20 protein-coding genes and 2 pseudogenes are annotated in these 19,285 nt (G+C 69.7%); 12 read left to right on the forward strand and 10 right to left on the reverse strand.

Features of this window, described 5'->3' with window-relative positions; translation table 11 throughout:
• Nucleotides 1–8: 8 nt before the first annotated feature.
• Nucleotides 9–1,373 (reverse strand): ammonium transporter, encoded by a 1,365-nt coding sequence (locus tag ACRQ5B_RS08125; protein WP_412884027.1) that lies wholly within the window; start codon nt 1,371–1,373, stop codon nt 9–11.
• Nucleotides 1,374–1,686: 313 nt separating this feature from the next.
• Between ACRQ5B_RS08125 and ACRQ5B_RS08130 the strand changes: the two genes are divergently transcribed.
• The gene (locus tag ACRQ5B_RS08130; protein ID WP_432398640.1) at nt 1,687–3,165 is read left to right on the forward strand and encodes a purine-cytosine permease family protein; all 1,479 of its coding nucleotides are present in this window, start codon (nt 1,687–1,689) and stop codon (nt 3,163–3,165) included.
• 77 nt (nt 3,166–3,242) lie between these two features.
• Here ACRQ5B_RS08130 and ACRQ5B_RS08135 read toward each other — a convergent pair whose 3' ends face one another.
• A complete protein-coding gene (locus tag ACRQ5B_RS08135) occupies nt 3,243–4,664 on the reverse strand; it encodes a S8 family peptidase (protein WP_432398642.1) in 1,422 nt (473 codons plus the stop codon).
• 124 nt (nt 4,665–4,788) lie between these two features.
• On the reverse strand, nt 4,789–5,040 hold the full coding sequence (locus ACRQ5B_RS08140; RefSeq protein WP_432398644.1) for a DUF2630 family protein: 252 nt from the start codon (nt 5,038–5,040) through the stop codon (nt 4,789–4,791).
• A gap of 253 nt (nt 5,041–5,293) precedes the next feature.
• Here ACRQ5B_RS08140 and ACRQ5B_RS08145 point away from each other — a divergent pair, with 253 nt between their 5' ends.
• Both ACRQ5B_RS08145 and ACRQ5B_RS08150 read left to right on the forward strand, forming a co-directional pair.
• Nucleotides 5,294–5,860 (forward strand): type 1 glutamine amidotransferase domain-containing protein, encoded by a 567-nt coding sequence (locus ACRQ5B_RS08145; protein ID WP_290256213.1) that lies wholly within the window; start codon nt 5,294–5,296, stop codon nt 5,858–5,860.
• Between the two features lie 193 nt (nt 5,861–6,053).
• Nucleotides 6,054–6,467, forward strand: coding sequence for a VOC family protein (locus ACRQ5B_RS08150; RefSeq protein ID WP_432398646.1), 414 nt, complete (start codon nt 6,054–6,056; stop codon nt 6,465–6,467).
• On the opposite strand, the gene ACRQ5B_RS08155 is transcribed toward ACRQ5B_RS08150, so the two are convergent.
• Nucleotides 6,464–6,706: a hypothetical protein gene (locus ACRQ5B_RS08155; RefSeq protein ID WP_432398648.1), complete on the reverse strand. Its 243-nt coding sequence runs from the start codon at nt 6,704–6,706 to the stop codon at nt 6,464–6,466. The genes ACRQ5B_RS08150 and ACRQ5B_RS08155 overlap by 4 nt on opposite strands.
• A 197-nt stretch (nt 6,707–6,903) precedes the next feature.
• On the opposite strand from ACRQ5B_RS08155, the gene ACRQ5B_RS08160 reads away from it, so the two are divergent.
• The 3 genes from ACRQ5B_RS08160 (at nt 6,904) to ACRQ5B_RS08170 (ending at nt 8,984) form a co-directional block, all read left to right on the forward strand.
• Entirely contained in the window at nt 6,904–7,245 is a 342-nt protein-coding gene (locus tag ACRQ5B_RS08160) for a cupin domain-containing protein (RefSeq protein ID WP_432393214.1), read from the forward strand.
• A gap of 180 nt (nt 7,246–7,425) precedes the next feature.
• Nucleotides 7,426–8,307 carry an alpha/beta fold hydrolase gene (locus tag ACRQ5B_RS08165; RefSeq protein WP_432393215.1) on the forward strand — a complete coding sequence of 294 codons (882 nt, stop codon included), beginning with the start codon at nt 7,426–7,428 and terminating at the stop codon, nt 8,305–8,307.
• Nucleotides 8,304–8,984: an esterase/lipase family protein gene (locus ACRQ5B_RS08170; RefSeq protein WP_432393216.1), complete on the forward strand. Its 681-nt coding sequence runs from the start codon at nt 8,304–8,306 to the stop codon at nt 8,982–8,984. The genes ACRQ5B_RS08165 and ACRQ5B_RS08170 overlap by 4 nt, the downstream gene beginning before the upstream one ends.
• Here ACRQ5B_RS08170 and ACRQ5B_RS08175 read toward each other — a convergent pair.
• Nucleotides 8,981–9,715, reverse strand: coding sequence for a GAF and ANTAR domain-containing protein (locus tag ACRQ5B_RS08175; protein WP_432393217.1), 735 nt, complete (start codon nt 9,713–9,715; stop codon nt 8,981–8,983). The two genes, ACRQ5B_RS08170 and ACRQ5B_RS08175, sit on opposite strands and share 4 nt — an antisense overlap.
• 299 nt (nt 9,716–10,014) lie before the next feature.
• On the opposite strand from ACRQ5B_RS08175, the gene mgtA reads away from it, so the two are divergent.
• From mgtA to ACRQ5B_RS08195, 4 genes and pseudogenes are all read left to right on the forward strand, one after another.
• A complete protein-coding gene (gene mgtA, locus ACRQ5B_RS08180; protein WP_432393218.1) occupies nt 10,015–12,321 on the forward strand; it encodes a magnesium-translocating P-type ATPase in 2,307 nt (768 codons plus the stop codon).
• Nucleotides 12,322–12,332: 11 nt separating this feature from the next.
• Nucleotides 12,333–12,761 (forward strand): hypothetical protein, encoded by a 429-nt coding sequence (locus tag ACRQ5B_RS08185; protein ID WP_432398722.1) that lies wholly within the window; start codon nt 12,333–12,335, stop codon nt 12,759–12,761.
• 102 nt (nt 12,762–12,863) lie between these two features.
• Nucleotides 12,864–14,216: a phosphoribosyltransferase family protein gene (locus ACRQ5B_RS08190; protein ID WP_432393219.1), complete on the forward strand. Its 1,353-nt coding sequence runs from the start codon at nt 12,864–12,866 to the stop codon at nt 14,214–14,216.
• A gap of 3 nt (nt 14,217–14,219) precedes the next feature.
• Nucleotides 14,220–14,644 (forward strand): annotated as a pseudogene (locus ACRQ5B_RS08195) (DUF302 domain-containing protein).
• 36 nt (nt 14,645–14,680) lie between these two features.
• Here ACRQ5B_RS08195 and ACRQ5B_RS08200 read toward each other — a convergent pair.
• From ACRQ5B_RS08200 to ACRQ5B_RS08210, 3 genes are all read right to left on the reverse strand, one after another.
• Nucleotides 14,681–14,947, reverse strand: a complete 267-nt coding sequence (locus ACRQ5B_RS08200; protein ID WP_432393220.1) for a DUF6480 family protein — start codon at nt 14,945–14,947, stop codon at nt 14,681–14,683.
• A 101-nt stretch (nt 14,948–15,048) separates the two neighbouring features.
• Complete coding sequence (locus ACRQ5B_RS08205; RefSeq protein WP_432393221.1) at nt 15,049–15,768, reverse strand: hypothetical protein; 720 nt, start codon at nt 15,766–15,768, stop codon at nt 15,049–15,051.
• 17 nt (nt 15,769–15,785) lie between these two features.
• On the reverse strand, nt 15,786–16,259 hold the full coding sequence (locus ACRQ5B_RS08210; protein WP_432393222.1) for a universal stress protein: 474 nt from the start codon (nt 16,257–16,259) through the stop codon (nt 15,786–15,788).
• 157 nt (nt 16,260–16,416) lie between these two features.
• Between ACRQ5B_RS08210 and ACRQ5B_RS08215 the strand changes: the two genes are divergently transcribed.
• Together ACRQ5B_RS08215 and ACRQ5B_RS08220 are read left to right on the forward strand one after the other, a co-directional pair.
• Nucleotides 16,417–17,289, forward strand: coding sequence for an NAD-dependent epimerase/dehydratase family protein (locus tag ACRQ5B_RS08215; protein ID WP_432393223.1), 873 nt, complete (start codon nt 16,417–16,419; stop codon nt 17,287–17,289).
• 8 nt (nt 17,290–17,297) lie between these two features.
• On the forward strand, nt 17,298–18,329 hold the full coding sequence (locus ACRQ5B_RS08220; protein WP_432393224.1) for an aldo/keto reductase: 1,032 nt from the start codon (nt 17,298–17,300) through the stop codon (nt 18,327–18,329).
• 19 nt (nt 18,330–18,348) lie between these two features.
• Here ACRQ5B_RS08220 and ACRQ5B_RS08225 read toward each other — a convergent pair whose 3' ends face one another.
• Together ACRQ5B_RS08225 and ACRQ5B_RS08230 are read right to left on the reverse strand one after the other, a co-directional pair.
• Complete coding sequence (locus ACRQ5B_RS08225; protein ID WP_432398723.1) at nt 18,349–18,834, reverse strand: FadR/GntR family transcriptional regulator; 486 nt, start codon at nt 18,832–18,834, stop codon at nt 18,349–18,351.
• Between the two features lie 157 nt (nt 18,835–18,991).
• Nucleotides 18,992–19,153 (reverse strand): annotated as a pseudogene (locus ACRQ5B_RS08230) (GntR family transcriptional regulator); the annotation flags it as partial.
• Between the last annotated feature and the right edge of the window lie 132 nt (nt 19,154–19,285).

Genomic DNA, 19,285 nt, shown 5'->3' on the forward strand with positions numbered 1-19,285 from the left:
ACCGGTTCTCAGGCGGCGTTGCCCGCCGTGACGGACTCCTTGACGCGACCGTGTTCTTCCGCCGGTTCCCCGGTCCGCCCGTGGCCCGCCGCCGCGTGCACCGTGTGAGGGAGGCCATGGTGGCCGAAGGGGTTGAAGCGGCTGTGCGCCAGGCCGTCGAACTCGTAGGCGGTCTCGGCGTGCTCGGAGCGGTCGACGCCAGCCACCTCGGCCTCGTGGCTCACCCGGAAGCCGATGGTCTTGTGGATGGCCAGGCCGATGACCGCCGTCGCCAGGGCCGAGAGGAGCACGGTGATTAGCACGGCCACGGTCTGGGCCACCAGCTGCTGCAGCCCGCCGCCGTAGAACAGGCCGCCGCCGTGGCCGTCAACGGGCAGGGCGATGAAGCCCAGGGCCAGGGTGCCGATCAGGCCGCCGCCGAGGTGGACGCCGACGACGTCGAGCGAGTCATCAAAGCCGAAGCGGAACTTCAGGTCCACGAACACGCAGCAAGCGGCACCGGCCAGCAGGCCCAGGCCGACGGCGGCGAGCGGGCTGACGTTGGCGCACGAGGGCGTGATGGCCACCAGGCCCGCGACGACGCCGGACGCGGCGCCGAGCGAGGTGGGGTGGCCGTGCCGGACCTTCTCCACGGCCAGCCAGCTGAGCATGGCGGCGGCCGGGGCGGCAAGGGTGTTGACCCAGATCAGGCCGGCCTGTTCCACGGTGGTGGCGGCGCCGGCGTTGAAGCCGAACCAGCCGAACCAGAGGATGCCGGCGCCCAGCATGATGAAGGGGATGTTGTGCGGGCGGTGCGAGGGGTCCTTCGCGAAACCGTGGCGGTTGCCGACGATCAGGACCATGACCAGGGCCGCGGTGCCGGAAGCGATTTCGACGACGGTGCCGCCAGCGAAGTCGATGACCTGGCCGAAGATCTTGCTGACGGCGCCGCCAGGGCTCATTAGCCCGCCGCCCCAGACCATATAGGCCAGCGGGCAGTAGACGGCGGTGATCCACACCGGGACGAAGAGTGCCCAGGCGGAGAATTTGGTGCGGTCGGCGATGGCCCCGCTGATGAGGGCGACGGTGATGATGGCGAAGGTGGCGCTGAAACCGGCCTTGATCAGGTCCGGGGAGCCGATCAGCCGGGAGAGGCCCGCGTTGGCGAACGGGTCTCCGAAGATGCCCAGCACGCCCTGGCCGGTGGACATCGAGTAGCCCCAGAGGACCCAGACGACGCCGACGATGCCCGCCGAGACGAAGCTCATCATGATCATGTTCAAGGAGGCCTTGGCGCGGGTCATGCCGCCGTAGAACAGGCCCAGGGCCGGGGTCATGAGCAGCGCGAGGGCTGCAGAGATGATGATCCAGACGCTTCCCGCGGTGAGCTGCACCTGCGTGTCCCTTCGTCAACCGTTGTACCGGGACACTTCGCCGCCGGCCCCCAACCGGGTTTAATCCTCGCGTCGGAGTGTTTCAGGCAGTCGGGCTCTGCGTTGCGGGAAAGTTACAGGATTCGGGCTTTCGTGTCGGGGCGTTAACGGTCATGTTTCGGGGATGTTAACGAGGGCTCACCCGGGTCGCCGAGGGACCTGCTTCAGTAGCCCGTCCGGAATCCCAGACCATAACGTCCTTTTCACCGGTGATCCCGGTCACGCCGCGTGCTCAGATGGACCGACCACCCAAATCTTTGAAGTGAGGACGAGCATGCAGGCATCCACTCGAACGGGAGGCGGCGGGCAGCGCGTTGAACGCCGCTCCATCGACTTCGTTCCGGCCGGCGAGCGGCACGGCTCGCCCCGGCAGCAGTTCACCCTGTGGTTCGGGGCGAACATGCAGATTACGGCGATTGTCGACGGCGCCTTGGCCGTCCTCTTCGGCGCCGACGCGCTCTGGGCCATTCTGGGTTTGCTGTTGGGCAACCTGCTCGGCGGCGCGGTGATGGCACTGCACGCGGCCCAGGGTCCAAAGCTCGGCCTGCCCCAGATGATTTCCAGCCGGGCCCAGTTCGGCGTGTTCGGAGCGGTTATTCCGCTTGTCCTGGTGATCGTCATGTACCTGGGCTTCGCGGCCACGGGCACGGTCCTGGCGGGACAGGCGATCGACCAGATCACCCGCACGGGAGTCCCCGCCGTCGGCATGGTCATCTTCGGCGCCCTGACGGTCCTCGTCGCAACGCTTGGCTACAAATACATCCACCTGCTGGGGCGCATCTCTACCGTTGTCGGCGTTGTGGGCTTCACCTACCTGGGAGTGCGCCTGTTCACCAGCCAGGACGTCGGCGCCATGCTCGCCTCCGGTTCCTTCGAATTCCCCACGTTCCTGCTGGCAGTCTCCCTCGGAGCCGGCTGGCAGCTGACCTACGGCCCGTACGTCGCCGACTACTCGCGGTACCTGCCGGCATCCACTCCGGCCCGCAAGACTTTCCTCGCAGCCTTCGCCGGGACGGTGCTGGGCTCGCAGTGGTCCATGACGCTGGGGGCACTCTTCGCGTCGATGGCGCTCCCGAAAGGCCAGCGTTTCCTCGACGGTCAGGTCGCCTTCCTCGGCAACCTCAGCGGCGGGGGACTGATCGCCGTCGTGATCTACCTGGTCATCGTCACCGGCAAACTCACCGTGAACACGCTGAACGCCTATGGCGGTTACATGACCATGCTGACCTCCGTCACCGCATTCACCCGCCAGGCCGTTACGTCCTCCCGCACCAGGTTCGCCTACGTGGTCGGTTTCATTGGACTCTCCGTGCTGATAGCGGTCCTCGCGTCCCCGGACTTCATCGCCAACTTCAAGAACTTCGTCCTGTTGCTCCTGATGGTCTTCATCCCGTGGAGCTCCATCAACCTGGTGGATTACTACCTGGTGTCGAAGGAGCGGGTAGACATCCCGGCCCTCTACGATCCAAACGGGCGCTATGGCCGCTGGAATGCACCCGCCCTGATCTCCTACGCGGTAGGCATCGTCGCGCAGATCCCGTTCCTGGCCCAGACCCTGTACACCGGCCCGATGACCGAGGTGCTCGGCGGCTCTGACATCTCCTGGCTGGTGGGGCTGGTGGTGACCGCCGTCGTCTTCTACCCGCTGGCAAAGCGCAGCTCCCGGGCGTCGGAGGAGATGATTTACCCCGCGGACGTCGGAACTCCGGACGCGGACAAGCCGGAGCGGCTCAGCGCGGCGCCCGTCGCCTGACCGGCCTCACGGGCGCACCGATTCCACGGTTCCCTGCCGGATAGACGTTTGGAACCGTCGAAACGGGCTGGACAAACTCAGAAGCGGGCGATCTCCGTCAGATAGCCGTAGTACTTGGAATCAACGGGCCGGAGCGGGTCGCCGGTGAAGCCGAAGTCCTTGTGCCGGTGGTTGTACGCCTCGATGTGGTCCAGGAACTGCTCGCCCACCTCGGCCCCGGAACCATGGCAGGCCCCGTCGCTGATGCAGAGGGCGACGGCGCCGGCCACGGCGGGGCTGGCGAAACTGGTCCCGTGGTTGATGCCGTAGCCCCCGGGTGCGGTGGAGAGGACGCAGACCCCCGGCGCCGCCACCGTATGGCGGCGCTCCTTGGCGGCCACCGCGTAGTTGGAGAAGAAGGCCGGCGCGTCGTCCTTCTGGCCGAAGATACCGAAGTCCACCGTCCCGCAGACGGTGCCGGCGAGTCCGCCCGGCTGCCCGTCAAAGTCGGCGATCGCGGTGGCCGTGAGGACCTCGTGGTAGCTGGCCGGAACGGTGCCGGCCAGGTTGGAGGACTCGTTTCCCGCCGCCACCGCATAGGTGACGCCGGCGCGGATCGAGCGACAGATGGCGTAGTGCATCGGGTCGGTGCCCTTGCCGCAGTTGGCCGTGTCCGACCCGGGGCCGCCGATGCTGATGTTGGCCACCGAGATGTCGTTTGTCGGGTCGTCGTCGCGGCGGGTGGAGGTGACCCAGTCGATCGCGCAGATGAGGCTCGCCTCGGTGATGACGTCGTCGTCCGTCACCACGCGGACCGACCAGAGCGGGGTGCCGGGCGCCGTGCCGATGATGCCGAGGTTGTTGTTGCGGGCGCCGATAACGCCGGCCACGGCCGTGCCGTGACCCAGTTTGTCGATCGGGGTGACTTTGACGGGCTGGCCCGAGGTGCAGTCGACGCCGCCGCGGACGTTCAGGTCCGGGTGGTTGCCGTCGATGCCGCTGTCGATCACGGCCACGTTCACGCCGGTGCCCTTGTCGCGGGCCGGGTTGGCCCGGGCAGACTCCGGGGCTTCCTCCGGGTCGCCGCCGATGCGCTGCCACCACGCCGGTGCCACCTGGGATCCGGCCGGTTTCGGTTCGTCAGGCCGGCCGAAGCGCCGGTCCGCGGTGACGAAGTCCACGCGCGGATCCGTGGCCACCTGGGCCGCCTGGGCCTGGGTCATGGTGCCGGCGTACCCGCTGACGGCGTTGCGGTAGACGGTGGCGGCGGTGACCCCGAAGCTGCTCCGGTGCGCGGCCGCGATTGCCCCGGCGTCGCCGGTGCCGTCCTTGAGAACCACGATGAAGCTTTGGGTGGGTGCGGCCGCTGAGGCCGGGGATCCGCCCAGAGTCGCCGCTCCGAGCGCGACGACGACGGCGGCGGCCGCTGCCCAGGGCCGGGAGCGGCGGGGGAGGCCCGGCGGGGCGGCCACCGACTCCTTCTGCGCCGACGGCAAAGGTGTGCGGACAAAAGTGAACATCGTGGCCTCCATTAAGCGACAGCGCTTCCGGGTGCCCCCGTCCATATGGTAGGCCGGTGCCACAGAAAAATCAGGGGCCCTTTGGTCCTTGGCCCGCCCCGGTGCGCCGCCGTCGCGCGCCGCGTCAGCCCTTGTAGCCCTCCACCTGGCTGACGGGGCGGGCCTCGGCCTCATCCGGGTTCTCCCCATACTGCCGCTTCGCCCGCCGCTGCCGAAGCAGGTCCCAGCACTGGTCCAGGTCCTCCTCGAGCTGCTGGAGGCGGAGACGGTCCGGAGTGTGGTCGTGCTCCGGGCTGGCGGCCTCGGCCTGCTCCCGAAGTCCGCGCTCCTCGTCCACCAGGGCGGTGATGCGCTGCAGAATGTCGCGTTCGTCCATGATTGCCTGCTTCCTGCGGTGAGCCCGCGGTTCCGGTGCCGGATTGACCCCGCCAGCGTAGCCACCGCCGGACCCCTGACCAGAGGGCAGGGAGTCGGCGGCCGCGCTGACGGGCGGCGTAACCCCATCATATGATCAGCTTGCTTATTATTTTCGAAGTTCCTAGAGTGGGAAAGGCAAGCCACCAATCTTTCTGCGCGGAACACCGCGGCCCTCAGGCCGCCCGCGACGCGCATCGCTTAGAGGAGGACGTATGTCGGAACACAACATCTCGGGCAAGAAGGTCGCTTTCCTGCTGACGGACGGCGTCGAGCAGGTCGAGCTGACCGGCCCCTGGAACGCAGTCAAGGAAGCCGGCGGCGAGCCCACCCTGGTGTCGCCGAAGAGCGGCACCCTGCAGGGCTACGACGGTACCGACAAGGGTGAGACGTTCACCGTGGACCTCACCGTCGACCAGGCCAACGCCGACGATTTCCACGCGCTGGTCATCCCCGGCGGCGTCGTCAACGCCGACCACCTCCGTGCCGACAAGGGAGCCCAGGCCTTCGCCCGCAGCTTCTTCGAACAGCACAAGCCGGTCGCCTCGATCTGCCACGGCCCGTGGCTGCTGATCGACGCCGGTGTGGCAAACGGCCGAAGCCTGACCTCGTACTACACGCTCGAAACCGACCTCAAGAACGCCGGCGCCAACTGGTCCGATGAGGAGGTCGTGGTCGACCAGGGCCTGGTCACCAGCCGGACCCCGGACGACCTCGAGGCTTTCAACGCGAAGCTGATCGAAGAGATCGCCGAGGGCGAGCACGCAGGCCAGACCGCCTAGCAGACAGCTCAACCCGCGCCGCAGGCCGCGTCCCCATCACGGTGGGAACGCGGCCTGCGGCGTTTGACCCTGTGCAGGGCGCCCCCGATCCGGCAGGATGTCACCCAGCGGGAACCGGTCCCTCCGTGGGGTGCGGCGCCCGCAGGCACCTGACCAGCAACAGCACCTGACCAGCTCCCGGGAGGCCGGAACTATGACCACGCTGAACCCCTACCTTGGCTTTCGCGACACCGCCAGGGACGCCATGACGTTTTATCAGTCGGTCTTCGGCGGCCAGCTGACCATGAGTACCTTCGCCGACTTCCACGCCAGCGAGGACCCCGCCGAGCAAGACAAAATTATGCATGCCATGCTGACGGCGGACTCGGGCATGGTGCTGATGGGCGCGGACACGCCCAGCAGCATGGACTACACGCCGGGCAACAACTTCTCCGTGTCCCTGAGCGGCGCCGACGAGGCCGAGTTGCGCGGCTACTGGGACAAGCTGTCCGACGGCGGATCGGTCACGGTCCCGCTGGACCGGGCACCGTGGGGCGACATGTTCGGGATGTGCAAGGACAGGTTCGGGGTGGACTGGCTGGTCAACATCGCCCCGCCCGCCACCTAGTCCGGCGTGGTGTCGGTGGTGAGACCGCGGTCGTCCGCCGTCTCGGCGTCGTCCTGTTCCGCGGGGCCTGGGACCTTGCGCGAGTCGGGGGTCCCGTTGCTTTCCTGCTGACCGTCCGTCCCAGGCTCTCCGGCGGACTGGCCGGCGGCGTTGCCTTCCTCGTCGCGGGGGACCGGATTGCTGCCCTCCTGCACTCCGTCGCTGACGATCTCTTCGGGCTCAACCGGCTTGTCGCTCACGTGTTCCTCCGATGACTCGCATGTTCCGATGACTCGCGCGGACCGGCGGACCCGGGCCGTCCTGCCACGCTACAGGGACCCGCCGCGGCGGTACAGGCCCGAGTGCGGACCGGCAGGGCCGTTCCGGCGCGGCACTGCGGGGAGGGTCGGGCAGTAAGGCCGTGGTGCCCGGGGCCGTCCGGGGCTACAGTCCGGACATGAACCAGGATCCCGTGGAGACCAACCCTGCGCTGTACCGGGTGGTCTTCGAAAATGAGCGCGTCCGCGTCCTGGAATACGTCGATGCCCCGGGCGACAAGACCGTGGAGCACCGGCATCCGGACTCGGTGATGGTCACCCTCAGCAGCTTCCGTCGCCGCCTGACCGCCAATGGACGGGAGACCGCCGTCGAGCTCCCCGCCGGGGAGGCGCGGTGGCTGCCCGCCCAGTCCCACTCCGGTGAGAATATCGGCGCGAGCGCCACGCACGCCCTCTTCGTCGAACTCAAGGAACCGGCTCCGGCTCCGTCCTCCGGCCCGGCGCCCCTCGGTCCGGCCTAGCCGCACTGACCGGGGCCGGCGCCGCTACCGGCCCGGCCGCGGCGAACCCCGATTCGACGGTTACTCGCCGGATCGACGCGTCCGCGCGTCTTATGGGCAGGGAACCGTCGAAGCGGCGCCCAGCACCCGCTCAGGTGTAGTCAGTATGCTTACGGGACGCCGAAAGAAACGAGATACCCCATGAGCAGGCCCGTGCGCATCGAGGTTGAGGTGGCCGGGCACGTGGGCCACGTGTTCGCCTCCCGCAGGATCGCGCACACCGACGACGCCGGAGACGCCGCCGATGCGGGCAGTCGCGATGCCGGAGCTGCCGACAGCGACGTTGGAATGACGGGTTCCGCGGAACCTGCGCCGGGGCCGCCCGCCGTCGTCCTGATCCATGGAATCGGCGCTTCCCACCGCTACCTCGAGCGGTTGCACCGGAACCTCGCCGCCACGGTGGATACCTTCTCGATCGACCTGCCGGGCTTCGGGGCCACGCCGGAACCGGACCACACCCTCAACGCCGCCGAACAGGCCACCTACATCATCGGTGCGCTGGAACGGCTGGGAGTGCTGGACTTCGTCATTGTCGGACACTCGATGGGCACCCAATTCGTCACGGAGGTGGCCGTGCAGCAGCCGGCCCGGGTCCGTCACGTGGTCCTGATGGGTCCCGTGGTCAACGACCGCAGGCGCACCGTGGCCCGGCAGGCGCTGGCCCTGGGCCGGGATTGCCTCTTCTTTGAGAGCCCGTCCTCGAACGCCGTCGTCTTCACCGACTACCTGCGCTGCGGGCCCGCCTGGTACCTGAAGAACCTCAGGGTGATGATGGATTACCGCCTGGAGGACCGGATCATGGACGTGTCCGCCCCGGTCCTGGTGCTCCGCGGCGAGCACGATCCGGTGGCGCCGAGGGACTGGTGCCACCGCCTGATGGCGCGGGCCGCCGCGGGTGCGTTCCTCGAGGTCGAGGGCACCGGACACGTGGTCCAGCACAACAAGTCCGTCGAGGTGGCCGAGGCGATCCTCCGCTTCGCCGGCCTGACCGAAGCCGCCCCCGCCGCGGAGCCCGTCGCATGAGCGGTCCGCTCCGGGTCGCCGGCTGGTGGGCGCTGGACTACGTGTACGCCGTCGGCCGGCAACTGCGCAGCGCCGTCTCCCGGGTGAGCCCGGATGAATTCCTCAGCGGGACGGGCCGCCACGTCCTCATCATCCCCGGCATTTTCGAGGACTGGCGCTTCATGCTGCCGCTGATCCGGACCCTGCACGACGCCGGGCATCCGGTGCACGTGGTGACCGTGCTGCAGCGGAACCGGCTGGCCGTGCCGAAGGCCGCCGAACTGATCGCCGGCTACCTGCGGGACCGGGACCTGACGGACGTCCTGATCGTGGCGCACAGCAAGGGCGGCCTGATCGGCAAGTTCGCCATGATGGCCCTGGACCCCGAGCGACGGCTGGTCCGCATGGTGGCCGTGGCGTCGCCGTTCTCGGGCTCGCGCTACGCCGGGTTCATGCTGCTGCCGAGCCTCCGGGCACTCTCCCCGCGCAGCGCCGTGACCCTCCAGCTCTCCCGCGAGCAGCGGGTCAACGAGCGGATCACCTCCATCTACGGGCTCTTCGACCCGCATATCCCGGAAGGCAGCGTCCTGCCCGGGGCGCGGAACATCCAGCTCGACACCGGCGGCCACTTCCGCATCCTGGCCCACGAACAGACTCTGAAGACAGTCCTCGAGGAGGCGGCCGCCCCGCAGGCCTAGCTGTCGAAGTGCGTCCGCGCTGGTCCCTGGCCCAGGGAGTCGACGATGCTAGCCGCCACGGTGTGCAGCTTGACGTTGCGGGTGCTGGAGGCGGTCTTGAGCAGCTCGAACGCCTCCGCCTGGCTGCAGCGGTTCTGCGCCATGATGATGCCGACGGCGACGTCGATGCCCGTGCGGGTCTCCAGGGTGGCCCTGAGGTTGCTGGCCTTCTCGCTGAAGTGGGCAAACCGGACCGCGAGCCGCAGCGCCATGGACGTCTGGCTGACGAAGCCGTGGGCCAGGTCGCGCGCCCGCTCGTCGAAGCGGTGCGGGCGGTGCGAATACAGGTTGAGCGCGGCCCGGGTGTCGCCATCGAGGAGGAAGGGGACGGCCAGGATCGAGCGCATGCCGTGGTCCCGGATCCGTGCCGTGCACTGCGGCCACCGGTCGTCCGCTTCCAGGTCCTCGATGTGGACCGGAACCTGTTCGCGGGACGCCGTGATGCACGGGCCGTCGCTGAAGCCGTACTGGATCTCGTCCATGGCCTGGGCGGCGGCGCTGCTGCTGGCCACGGTGGCCGCCTTGCGCTCCCGTAGGAGGGTGATACCGCACAGCACTTCGTCGCCGTCCTCGGAGAGGGTGCGCGCGGAGACCTTCGCTAACTCGCCGAGGAACTCTTCCATGTCCGCGCTATTGAGCACGAATTGGTTCAGGTGTTGGCTAATCGAAGCCACAGATGAATCACTTGCCACTGTTCGTTGATGCCGTTTCGCTCGAGGTGTCGATCCGGCAGCTGGGGCACCACGGCGAGCAAGTTCACGGTGGTTACGGTGTCAGGGCCGGACCAAATTCGTCCAACGGCCTTCTGCTAAACCGTACCGAGAAAAAGTATATACAGGACGCCGGACTCTTTTGGCGACGACAAATCCGGCCGGCCGCCGGGAGCGGACGGCGCCCCGACCGCTGACAGGAATTCCGCCGTACGGCATGACGGGTGCCGGTGCCGGTCGTAGTCTTAGGCCTAACTGGCAGGCACTCGGACGGATACCGCATGTCACAGCTTGAACTACGGGAGGCCGCCTCCCCGCCGCTGACCATCACCGACGCCGCGCGGCAGGCGCCCGACGCCGTCCTGACCGCCCTCGGCTCCGGGCCGGACGGGCTGTCCGGGGCTACGGCCGCGGACCGGCTGGACGCGGTGGGACCCAATGCGGTCCGGACCCACGAGGCCAGCGCCTGGTCCGTGCTGGCACGGCAGTTCCGTAGCCCCATCCTGATCCTGCTGCTGATCACCGCCGGGCTTTCCCTTTCGCTGGGCGACGCCACCAACTCGGTGGTGATCGGCGTGATCCTCCTCGTCAGCGTCGGCTTGGGGTTCAGCAACGAATTCCGCGCGGAGCGGGCAGCCGAGGCCCTGCACTCCCGGGTCACGCACACCGCCGTCGTGGTCCGTGACGGCACCGTCTGCGAGGTGGACGTCACCTCTCTGGTCCCGGGCGACGTCGTCCAGTTGGGCCTCGGCGCCATCATCCCGGCGGACTTGCGCATCCTTAGGGCTAAAGACCTGCTCTGCGACGAGAGCATCCTGACCGGCGAGTCAATGCCGGTGGCCAAGACGCCCGCGCCCGTGACGGAGAACGCCTCGCTCGCCGACCTGACCTCCTGCGCCTTCATGGGCACCGTCATCCAGTCCGGAAGTTGCACCTGCGTGGTGGTCGCCACCGGCGGACGCGCCGAATTCGGCCGGATCGCCCTGGGCCTCGGGGAGCGGCAACCGCAAACAGAGTTCCAGCTGGGCCTCAAGCGGTTCTCCTTCCTGCTGCTGGAGGTCGCCATCGGGCTGACCTCGCTGATCTTTGTCGCCAACCTGCTCCTGCAGCGGCCGGTGATCGAGTCGCTGCTGTTCTCCCTCGCCATCGCGGTGGGCATCACCCCCCAGCTCCTGCCCGCCGTGGTCAGCACCAGCCTGGCCACCGGAACCCGGCAGCTGGCTAAACGGAAAGTCCTGGTCAAGCGGCTGGTCTGCATCGAGGACCTCGGCGACATGGACATCCTGGTCACGGACAAGACCGGCACGTTGACGGAGGGCAGGATCAGCTTCACGATGGCGCTCCCCGTGGCTCAGGGAACCGGCCCGCCCGAGCTGTTCACCCTGGGACTCCTGGCCACCGAGGTGGATTACTCCGCGGCGGAGCGCTCCGTCATCGGCCAGAACCCGCTGGACGCCGCGCTGTGGGAATCGCCGCAGGCCGCCGGCTTCGAGCCGGCGCGGTACGAACGCCTCGACGTGATCGGCTTCGACCACCTCCGGCGCCGCACCTCCGTACTGGTCCGCGACGGCGACGGCAGGCCGCGGATCATCACCAAGGGCTCCCCGGAAGACGTCCTGGCCCTCTGCGGACCCGTCACCGCCGAGGTCCAGGCGCTGCTGGACGCCCAGTTCGCCGCCGGCTCCCGCGTCGTGGCGGTGGCCACCCGGGAGGCGCCCGGGCTGGCGGACCTCACCCCCGCCGACGAAACCGGGCTCCGGCTGGCCGGCTTCCTGGTCTTCCTCGACCCGCCCAAGGCCAACGCGCGCGAATCGCTGGACCGGCTGGAGGCACTGGGCATCACGGTCAAGATCGCCACCGGGGACAACGCGAAGGTGGCCGAGCGGGTCTGCGACGAACTCGGCGTCCTCTCCGGCGGCACTATCACCGGCGCCGAGGCCGAGGCCATGTCCGACCCGGAGCTGAGCGCCGCCGCCCGCGAGGCCAGCATCTTCGCCCGCGTCTCGCCCGAGCAGAAGGCCCGGATCATCCGGCTGCTGCGCCAGAGCGGCGGGGCGGTGGGATTCATGGGCGACGGCGTCAACGACGCGCTTGCCCTGCACCAGGCGGACATCGGCATCTCCGTGGACAGCGCCACCGACGTGGCCAAGGACGCCGCCGACGTCGTTCTCCTGGACAAGGACCTGGGTGTCCTGGCCGACGGCGTGATGGAGGGCCGCCGGATCTTCGCCAACACCATCAAGTACGTGCTGATGGGGACCTCCAGCAACTTCGGGAACATGTTCAGCGCCGCGACGGCCTCCGTGGTGCTGAGCTTCCTGCCGATGCTTCCGGGCCAGATCCTGCTCAACAACCTGCTCTACGACACCGGCCAGCTGGCCATCCCCGGGGACCGGGTGGACCGCGAGCAGCTGCTGGCGCCGGCGCACTGGAACATCGGCTTCATCCGGCGGTTCATGTTCCTCTTCGGCCCGATCAGCTCCCTCTTCGACTTCGCGACGTTCGGCCTGATGCTGTACGTCTTCAACGCCGTCCCGGGGAGTTCCGGGCCGGTTGGTTCATCGAATCGATCGCCACGCAAACGCTGATCATCTTCGCGATCCGCACCCGGCGGGTCCCGTTCCTGCGCAGCCGGCCCTCCGCCGGGCTGCTCGGAGCGTCGCTTGGGGTCGTGGCGGTGGGCGTCTTCCTCCCGCTCTCCCCGCTGGCCGGGCTGCTGGGATTCGACCCGCTTCCGGTCCCGTTCTTCCTGGCGCTGCTGGGCATGACGGTGGTCTACCTGGTGCTGGTGGAGGTAGCGAAGCAGTGGTTCTTTGCCCGGGCCGCGCAGCAGCCCCCTGCGGCGGTTCTGCCCCGTGTCCGGCGGCGGGGCCGGGACCACCACATGGCCCGGCGGGCCGCGCGGTTCAGCACCCCCGGCGCCACCACCCGCCATGCCCGCCGGGCACCGTTGGCGCCCCGCCGCGGCAGGCAAAACCGCGGCAAACGAAACCGGGTCCAAGGGCCCTCACGCCCCCGAAAGCCGTGAACGATAGTGAGATGAAGCGGCCCGGCCGGGCATCCACCGCCCCGGCGGCCCACTCCGCCGGCGGTGCCCGGCGGCCGCCTCCCTGATCGGAAAGCCGGGACCATGAGCATTTTTGAAGACCGGGTCGACGCCGGGCGGCAGCTGGGGAGGCGCCTCTGGGACCTTCGCGGCAAGGACATTGTGGTGCTGGGACTGCCCCGCGGCGGCGTGCCCGTGGGGGCGGAGGTGGCCGCTGCCCTGGACGCCCCGCTGGATGTGATCGTGGTCCGGAAACTGGGCCTGCCCTACCAACCGGAACTGGCCATGGGGGCGATCGGGGAGGGCGGGGCCCGAGTCCTCGAAGAACACGTCCTGGCCCAGTCCCGGGTGGGCGAGGACGAAATACGCGCCGTGGAGGACCGCGAGCGGGTGGTCCTGGAGGACCGGGTGGCCCGCTTCCGCAGGGGCCGCCGCCGCCAGGACCTGACCGGCCGGATCGCGGTGATCGTCGACGACGGGATCGCCACCGGATCCACGGCACGGGTCGCCTGCAAAATCGCCCGGCAGCTCGGCGCCGCCCGGGTGGTCCTGGCCGTCCCGGTGGCGCCCGCTGACACCCTCGCCCGGCTGGTGGAGCCCGACGAGGTGGTCTGCCTGGCCACCCCGCGCCAGTTCACCGCCGTCGGCTACCACTACCGGGACTTCTCACCGACCGAGGATGACGAGGTGGTCCAGCTCCTAGACGCCGCAGCCCGCAGGCTCCATGACGCCCCGGCGTATCAGGGCACGGGGACGGCCGCGGCACCGGACCCGGCCGAGGTTGAGCAGGAAGTGGAGATCCCGGCCCACGGCGTGCGGCTGGCGGGGCAGCTGCACCTGCCGGTGCCGGCGCGCGCCGTCGTCGTCTTCGCCCACGGCAGCGGCAGCAGCCGGCACAGCCCCCGGAACCGCTTCGTGGCGGGGGTGCTGCAGCACGCCGGGCTGGGGACCCTGCTGCTGGACCTGCTGACCCCGGCCGAGGAGCGTGACCGTGCGAACGTCTTCGACATCCAGCTGCTCGCCCGCAGGCTCACGGCCGCCACGGAATGGTTGGGTACCCGTGAGGACACCGCGGTGTGCGACGTGGGCTACTTCGGGGCCAGCACCGGCGCGGCGGCGGCGCTGTGGTCCGCATCCGAACCCTTTGCCCGGGTCACGGCTGTGGTCTCCCGCGGCGGCCGGCCGGACCTGGCCGGCTCGCGGCTCGGCGCCGTGCGCGCCCCGACGCTGCTGATCGTCGGCGGCCTGGATACCGAGGTCCTGGAGCTGAACCGCCAGGCAAAGGCACAGCTGCGCTGCCCGAACCAGCTGGCCGTGGTCCAGGGGGCCACGCACCTTTTCGAGGAACCGGGGACCCTTGCCGCCGCGGCCATCCTGGCCAGAGACTGGTTCGGCAAGCACCTCGCGCCCGCGAGGGCCGCCACCGCCAAGGAGTGATGCATGCAGTACACGTACACCGCCGTCGTGCCGGCCAGCTGGGAAGAAGCAGTGGCGAAGACCAAGGCGGCGCTCGCCGCCCAGGGCTTCGGGGTGCTGTCCGAGATCAACGTCCGCGACACCTTCGCGGCAAAACTGGGGAGGACGCCGCCTCGGCCGTGGGCGACTACGTGATCCTGGGTGCCTGCAACCCGAACCTGGCCAGCAAGGCGCTCGCCGCCGAGCCGGAGCTCGGGGCCCTGCTTCCGTGCAACGTGGTGGTCCGCCGCGGGGCAGGGGATCCGGCCACGACGGTCCAGGCCATCGACCCCCAGACCATGGTGCAGCTCAGCGACAGCGATGCGGTGCGTGAGGTGGCGGACGACGCCGGCACCCGGCTCCGCGCCGCCCTCGATGAACTGGTGCAGGGCTCAGACGCCGGCTCGTAGAACCGGCCCCGGGCCGGAGTCCCTGTTTGGAAGCCGTTACTCGGTGTGCCCCTGGTCCCGGCTCATCTGGCCCTCCGCCGGGGGTGTCTCTCCGGGCGGAACGCCGCCGCCCGGCTCCAGCCCGGTGATGTTTCCCGCCAGCGGATCCGGGTTCGGTGACGCCGCCGCATCGGGCTGGCCGTCGCCGCGGGCTGCGGCATGCCGGGCCTTCAGCGCCTCCGCGGCCTCCGGGTCCGCCGAGCCGCCGCCGGGCTTGGGCGGGTCCGGGTTGGCCGGGTCATTTTCGGGGTGGTAGCTGCTCATGGTGATGCCTTCCGTCGGGCCTGCTCAGGACGCTTTGATAAGCATGCTGACTATCCTAGCCGCCCGGGGCGCCCGGCGGACAGCCTTCGCCGGAACTCCGCCTAGGCGCCGTGCGGCCGGTTGCCCCCATGCCGGTGCGCCCGGACCGCGTAGGCGAGCAGCCCGATGCCGGCGAGGGTCACCACCGCCGGGACGACGACGGCGGACGGCACCAGGACGGCGGCGGCCTGCACCAGGAACACGACCCCCAGCACACCCAGCACGGCTGCCGGCGCCAGCGGCCACCGCATCCGCACCGCTCGCACGGGGGTTCCGCCCGCGGCGGTAGGCGATGCCCCGGACTCCGGTTCCCCGTGGACCGGGACCAGGGCGAGGACGGCGAAGGTCACCGCGAGGCCCAGGAAGAAGACGGCGGCGGTGGTGGCATCCGGGAGGCCCGCCGGCAGGGCCACCACCACCGCCAGGGTCAGCATCACCCCGCACGGAATCAGTGCCCACCAGTAACCGGGGACCCGCAGGAAGACGGCCGCGAACCCCGCCGCCATCAGGACGAACAGGAAGGCGCCGGCCCGGCCGCCCGCGCCGGCCTGGCCGGCCAGGATCACGGCGGCCAGGCCCAGGAAGACCGAACCGGGGATCGCCGCCCACCAAAAGGCCCGGTCCCGGACGAAGAGCACCGCGAAGGCCACGCCCACGGCGGCGAAGATCAGCGGCGGGATTACGACGGCGCCCGCCAGCACCCCGAGGACGTCCAGCAGCCACAGCAACCCGACGCCCATCAGGGCCAGGCCCGCTACGATGCTGGTTCGTGCCGACTGCATGGGTTGCCTCCCGGGCGTCACGCCGACCCGGCGGCCCCGGCCTGTCCGGCGTTGTCCTGGCCCACGATCAGGACCGGGCACTTGGAGTGGGCGGCGCAGGCGCCGCTCACCGATCCCATCACCTGCGCGAGGAAGCCGCCGCGGCCCCGGCGGCCCACCACCAACAGCTGGGCGTCGGCGCTTTCATCGACCAGCACCTTCGCCGGCGGCCCGAACTTCACCTCGCGGCTCAGCCGCTCAGGGCGCTCGCTGCCGAAGGCCCGCTCCAGCGTCTCCTCCAGCAGCCGTTTGGCGGTTTCCTCCAGCTCTTCGGTGGAGGCGGCGCGCTCCTCCGGCAAGTGGGAGGCGAAGAAGTGGTCGGAGCTGCCCAGGCAGGTGACCACAGCCAAGGGGGCGCCCAGCCCGTCCGCCATGCGCCCGGCGAGGCGCAGCGCCGTCGTCGAGAATTCCGAGCCATCGACACCCACGACAATCCGCTGATCTGCGCCCATGCCCCCACCATTCCCGCCGCCCCGGGCGCCGCCTAGGGCCGAAAGTCACCGCGGGGGAGCCGATGTAGCACTGTCCTCTGGGCGGACCCTGTGTGCGGCGGGGCCGCGGCCGATCTAGGGTGGAGCCACGGCAGCGTCGCGACCACGAGGAGAACCGATGAGAATTGCACTAACCGGAGCAAACGGAAAACTGGGACGGCACGTGGTCCGCAGGCTCAGGGCCGACGGCCACCAGGTGACCGCCCTGGACCAGACCGGAGAGCGGGATCCCGGCTTCACCCGGGTGGACCTGCGCAACTACGGCCACGTGGTGGACGTGATCCTTGGCCTGGACGACCGGCACGAGGGCTTCGATGCGATCGTGCACCTGGCCGCGATCCCGGCACCCGGACTGGCCCCGGACGCGGCCACCTTCGAGAACAACGTGCTGGCCACCTACAACGTCTTCCAGGCTGCCCGCCGGGCCGGGATCAAGAAAATTGTCTCCGCCTCCAGCGAGACCGTGCTGGGCCTGCCCTTCGACATCGACCCGCCCTATATCCCGGTGGACGAGGAGTACGCGGCCCGCCCGGAGAGCACCTACTCCCTGGTCAAGCACCTGGAGGAGCAGATGGCCATTCAGCTGACCCGCTGGGACCCCACCCTGAGCATCAGCGCCTTGCGGTTCTCCAACGTCATGGACGCCGAGGACTACGAGGAATTCCCGTCCTTCGACGCCGACGCCCGGCTCCGCAAGTGGAACCTCTGGGGCTACATCGACGGCCGCGACGGCGCACAGGCCGTGGCCCGGGCGCTGGCGTACACCGAGCCAGGCTTCGAGGCCTTCGTGATTGCCAACGCTGACACCGTCATGAGCCGGCCCAGCGCCGAACTCGCGGCTGAGGTCTTCCCCGGCGTGAAGGTGGTCAAGGACCTCGGCGAGCACGAGACCATGCTCTCGATCGACAAGGCCCGCCGCGTCCTCGGGTACGAACCGGAACACAGCTGGCGCGACTACCACTCCCTCGAGACCACCCCCACCGAAGACTGAGGACCCGCATGGACTACCGCACCCTGGGCGCCAGCGGCGCCGTCGTCTCCACGTACGCCCTCGGGACCATGACGTTCGGCGCCGAGGCCACCGAGGAGCAGTCGCACGCGATCCTCGACTGCTACGTCGCCGCAGGCGGCAACTTCATCGACACGGCCGACGTCTACTCCGCCGGCGTCTCGGAGGAAATCATCGGCCGCTGGCTCGCCGCCCGGCCGGACGCCCGGGACTCCGTCGTGATCGCCTCCAAGGGGCGCTTCCCGATGGGTGCGGCGCCCAACGACGTCGGCACCTCCCGGCGGCACCTGACCCGGGCGCTGGATGATTCGCTGCGCCGGCTGGGCGTGGATCAGATCGACCTGTACCAGCTGCACGCCTGGGACCCGATCACCCCGCTGGAGGAGTCCCTGCGGTTCCTCGACGACGCCGTGCGCAGCGGGAAGATCGGCTACTACGGCTTCTCGAACTTCCTCGGCTGGCAGCTGACCAAGGCCGTGCACCTGGCTCGCGCCCACGGCTGGAACCCGCCGGTGACCCTGCAGCCGCAGTACAGCCTGCTGGTGCGCGAGATCGAGTCGGAGATCGTGCCCGCCTCCCTCGACGCCGGGATCGGCCTGCTCCCGTGGTCGCCGCTGGGCGGAGGCTGGCTCTCCGGCAAGTACCGCCGCGACCAGGCCCCGCAGGGTGCCACCCGCCTGGGCGAGAACCCGAAGCGCGGCATGGAGGCGTGGGAGGCGCGCAACGCGGATCCGCGCACGTGGGAGATCGTCGACGCCGTGCACGCCATCGCGGAAGGGCACAACGTCAGCGACGCCCAGGTGGCGCTCGCGTGGCTGGCCGGGCAGCCCGCGGTCACCTCGGTGATCCTGGGCGCGCGGAGCGTGGAGCAGCTGGAGGACAACCTCGCGGCGGCCGGGCTGGAGCTCTCCGACGACGAGCTGGCGCGGCTCGACGAGGTCAGCGCGCCCCGGGTGGGCGTCTACCCGTACGGGCCGATGGCCCGGGAACAGCGCAGCCGCAAGATCGCCGGCGGCCGCTAGCGCGGGGTTGCCTCCCGGCTTACGGGGCGGCGGCCGTCCCCGGTTGCGGGGCGGCCCCCGGCGCGGGGGCCGCCCCGGCGTCGTCCCTGCCGGCGTTTTGCTGATGGCTGCTGGACCAGATGTCGCCGATTTCCTCGGTGGACTGCTCCACGATGCGCCGCATGGCGGCGTGGGCGGCGTCCATTTCGCCGCGCTGGATGGCGCTGGCGACGTCGACATGCAGCTGCAGCGCCTCGTGCTGGGGCAGGTGCGGCATCAGGCCGTGCTCGGTGCGGCCGGTGAGGACCTCCGCCACCAGGTTGTGGAGCTGGGAGAACATCGGGTTGCCCGAGGCCCGGAGCACGGTGGCATGAAACTCGATGTCCAGGCGCAGGAACTCGTCCTGGTTGCCGCGCTGCCCGGCTGCCCAGAGGCGGGCGGCCTGCGCCACCAGGTCGCTGCCGGCCTCCCAGGTGGCCCGCTCCGCGGCGAGCCTCGCCGCCTGCGGTTCGATGGCGCCGCGCAGTTCGTTCCAGAGCCCGCAGCTGGTCCACCCGGCGCGAAGAGGCCAGCCGCCACCGGATCACCTGCGGGTCGTAGAGGTTCCAGCATTCCTCCGGCCGGACCACGGTGCCGAGCCGGCGGCGGGATTCCAGCATGCCCATGGCCGAGAGCACCCGGGTGGCCTCACGCACCACGGACCGGGACACCCCGTGCCGGGCCTCGAGTTCATCCAGCCGCAGGATCGAGTGCGGCGCCAGGGTCCCCTCGGCAATGGCGAGGCCCAGCGTCTGGACCAGCACGGAGTGCAGGTCAGCTGAAGACTCCGCCTTTGGGGTTTGCATGAATAAAGCATACGGGTGGGCGCAAGGGGTTGTTTAAGTCTGCTTTATTTCACTAGGATCGCTCCAGAGCAGATGTAAAGATGCATCCGCGCACGGCTGGACCGGGTCCGGCCCTGAAGACAAGGGAGTCGT

Source organism: Pseudarthrobacter sp. L19 (genome assembly GCF_050859435.1).
Classification (GTDB): domain Bacteria; phylum Actinomycetota; class Actinomycetes; order Actinomycetales; family Micrococcaceae; genus Arthrobacter.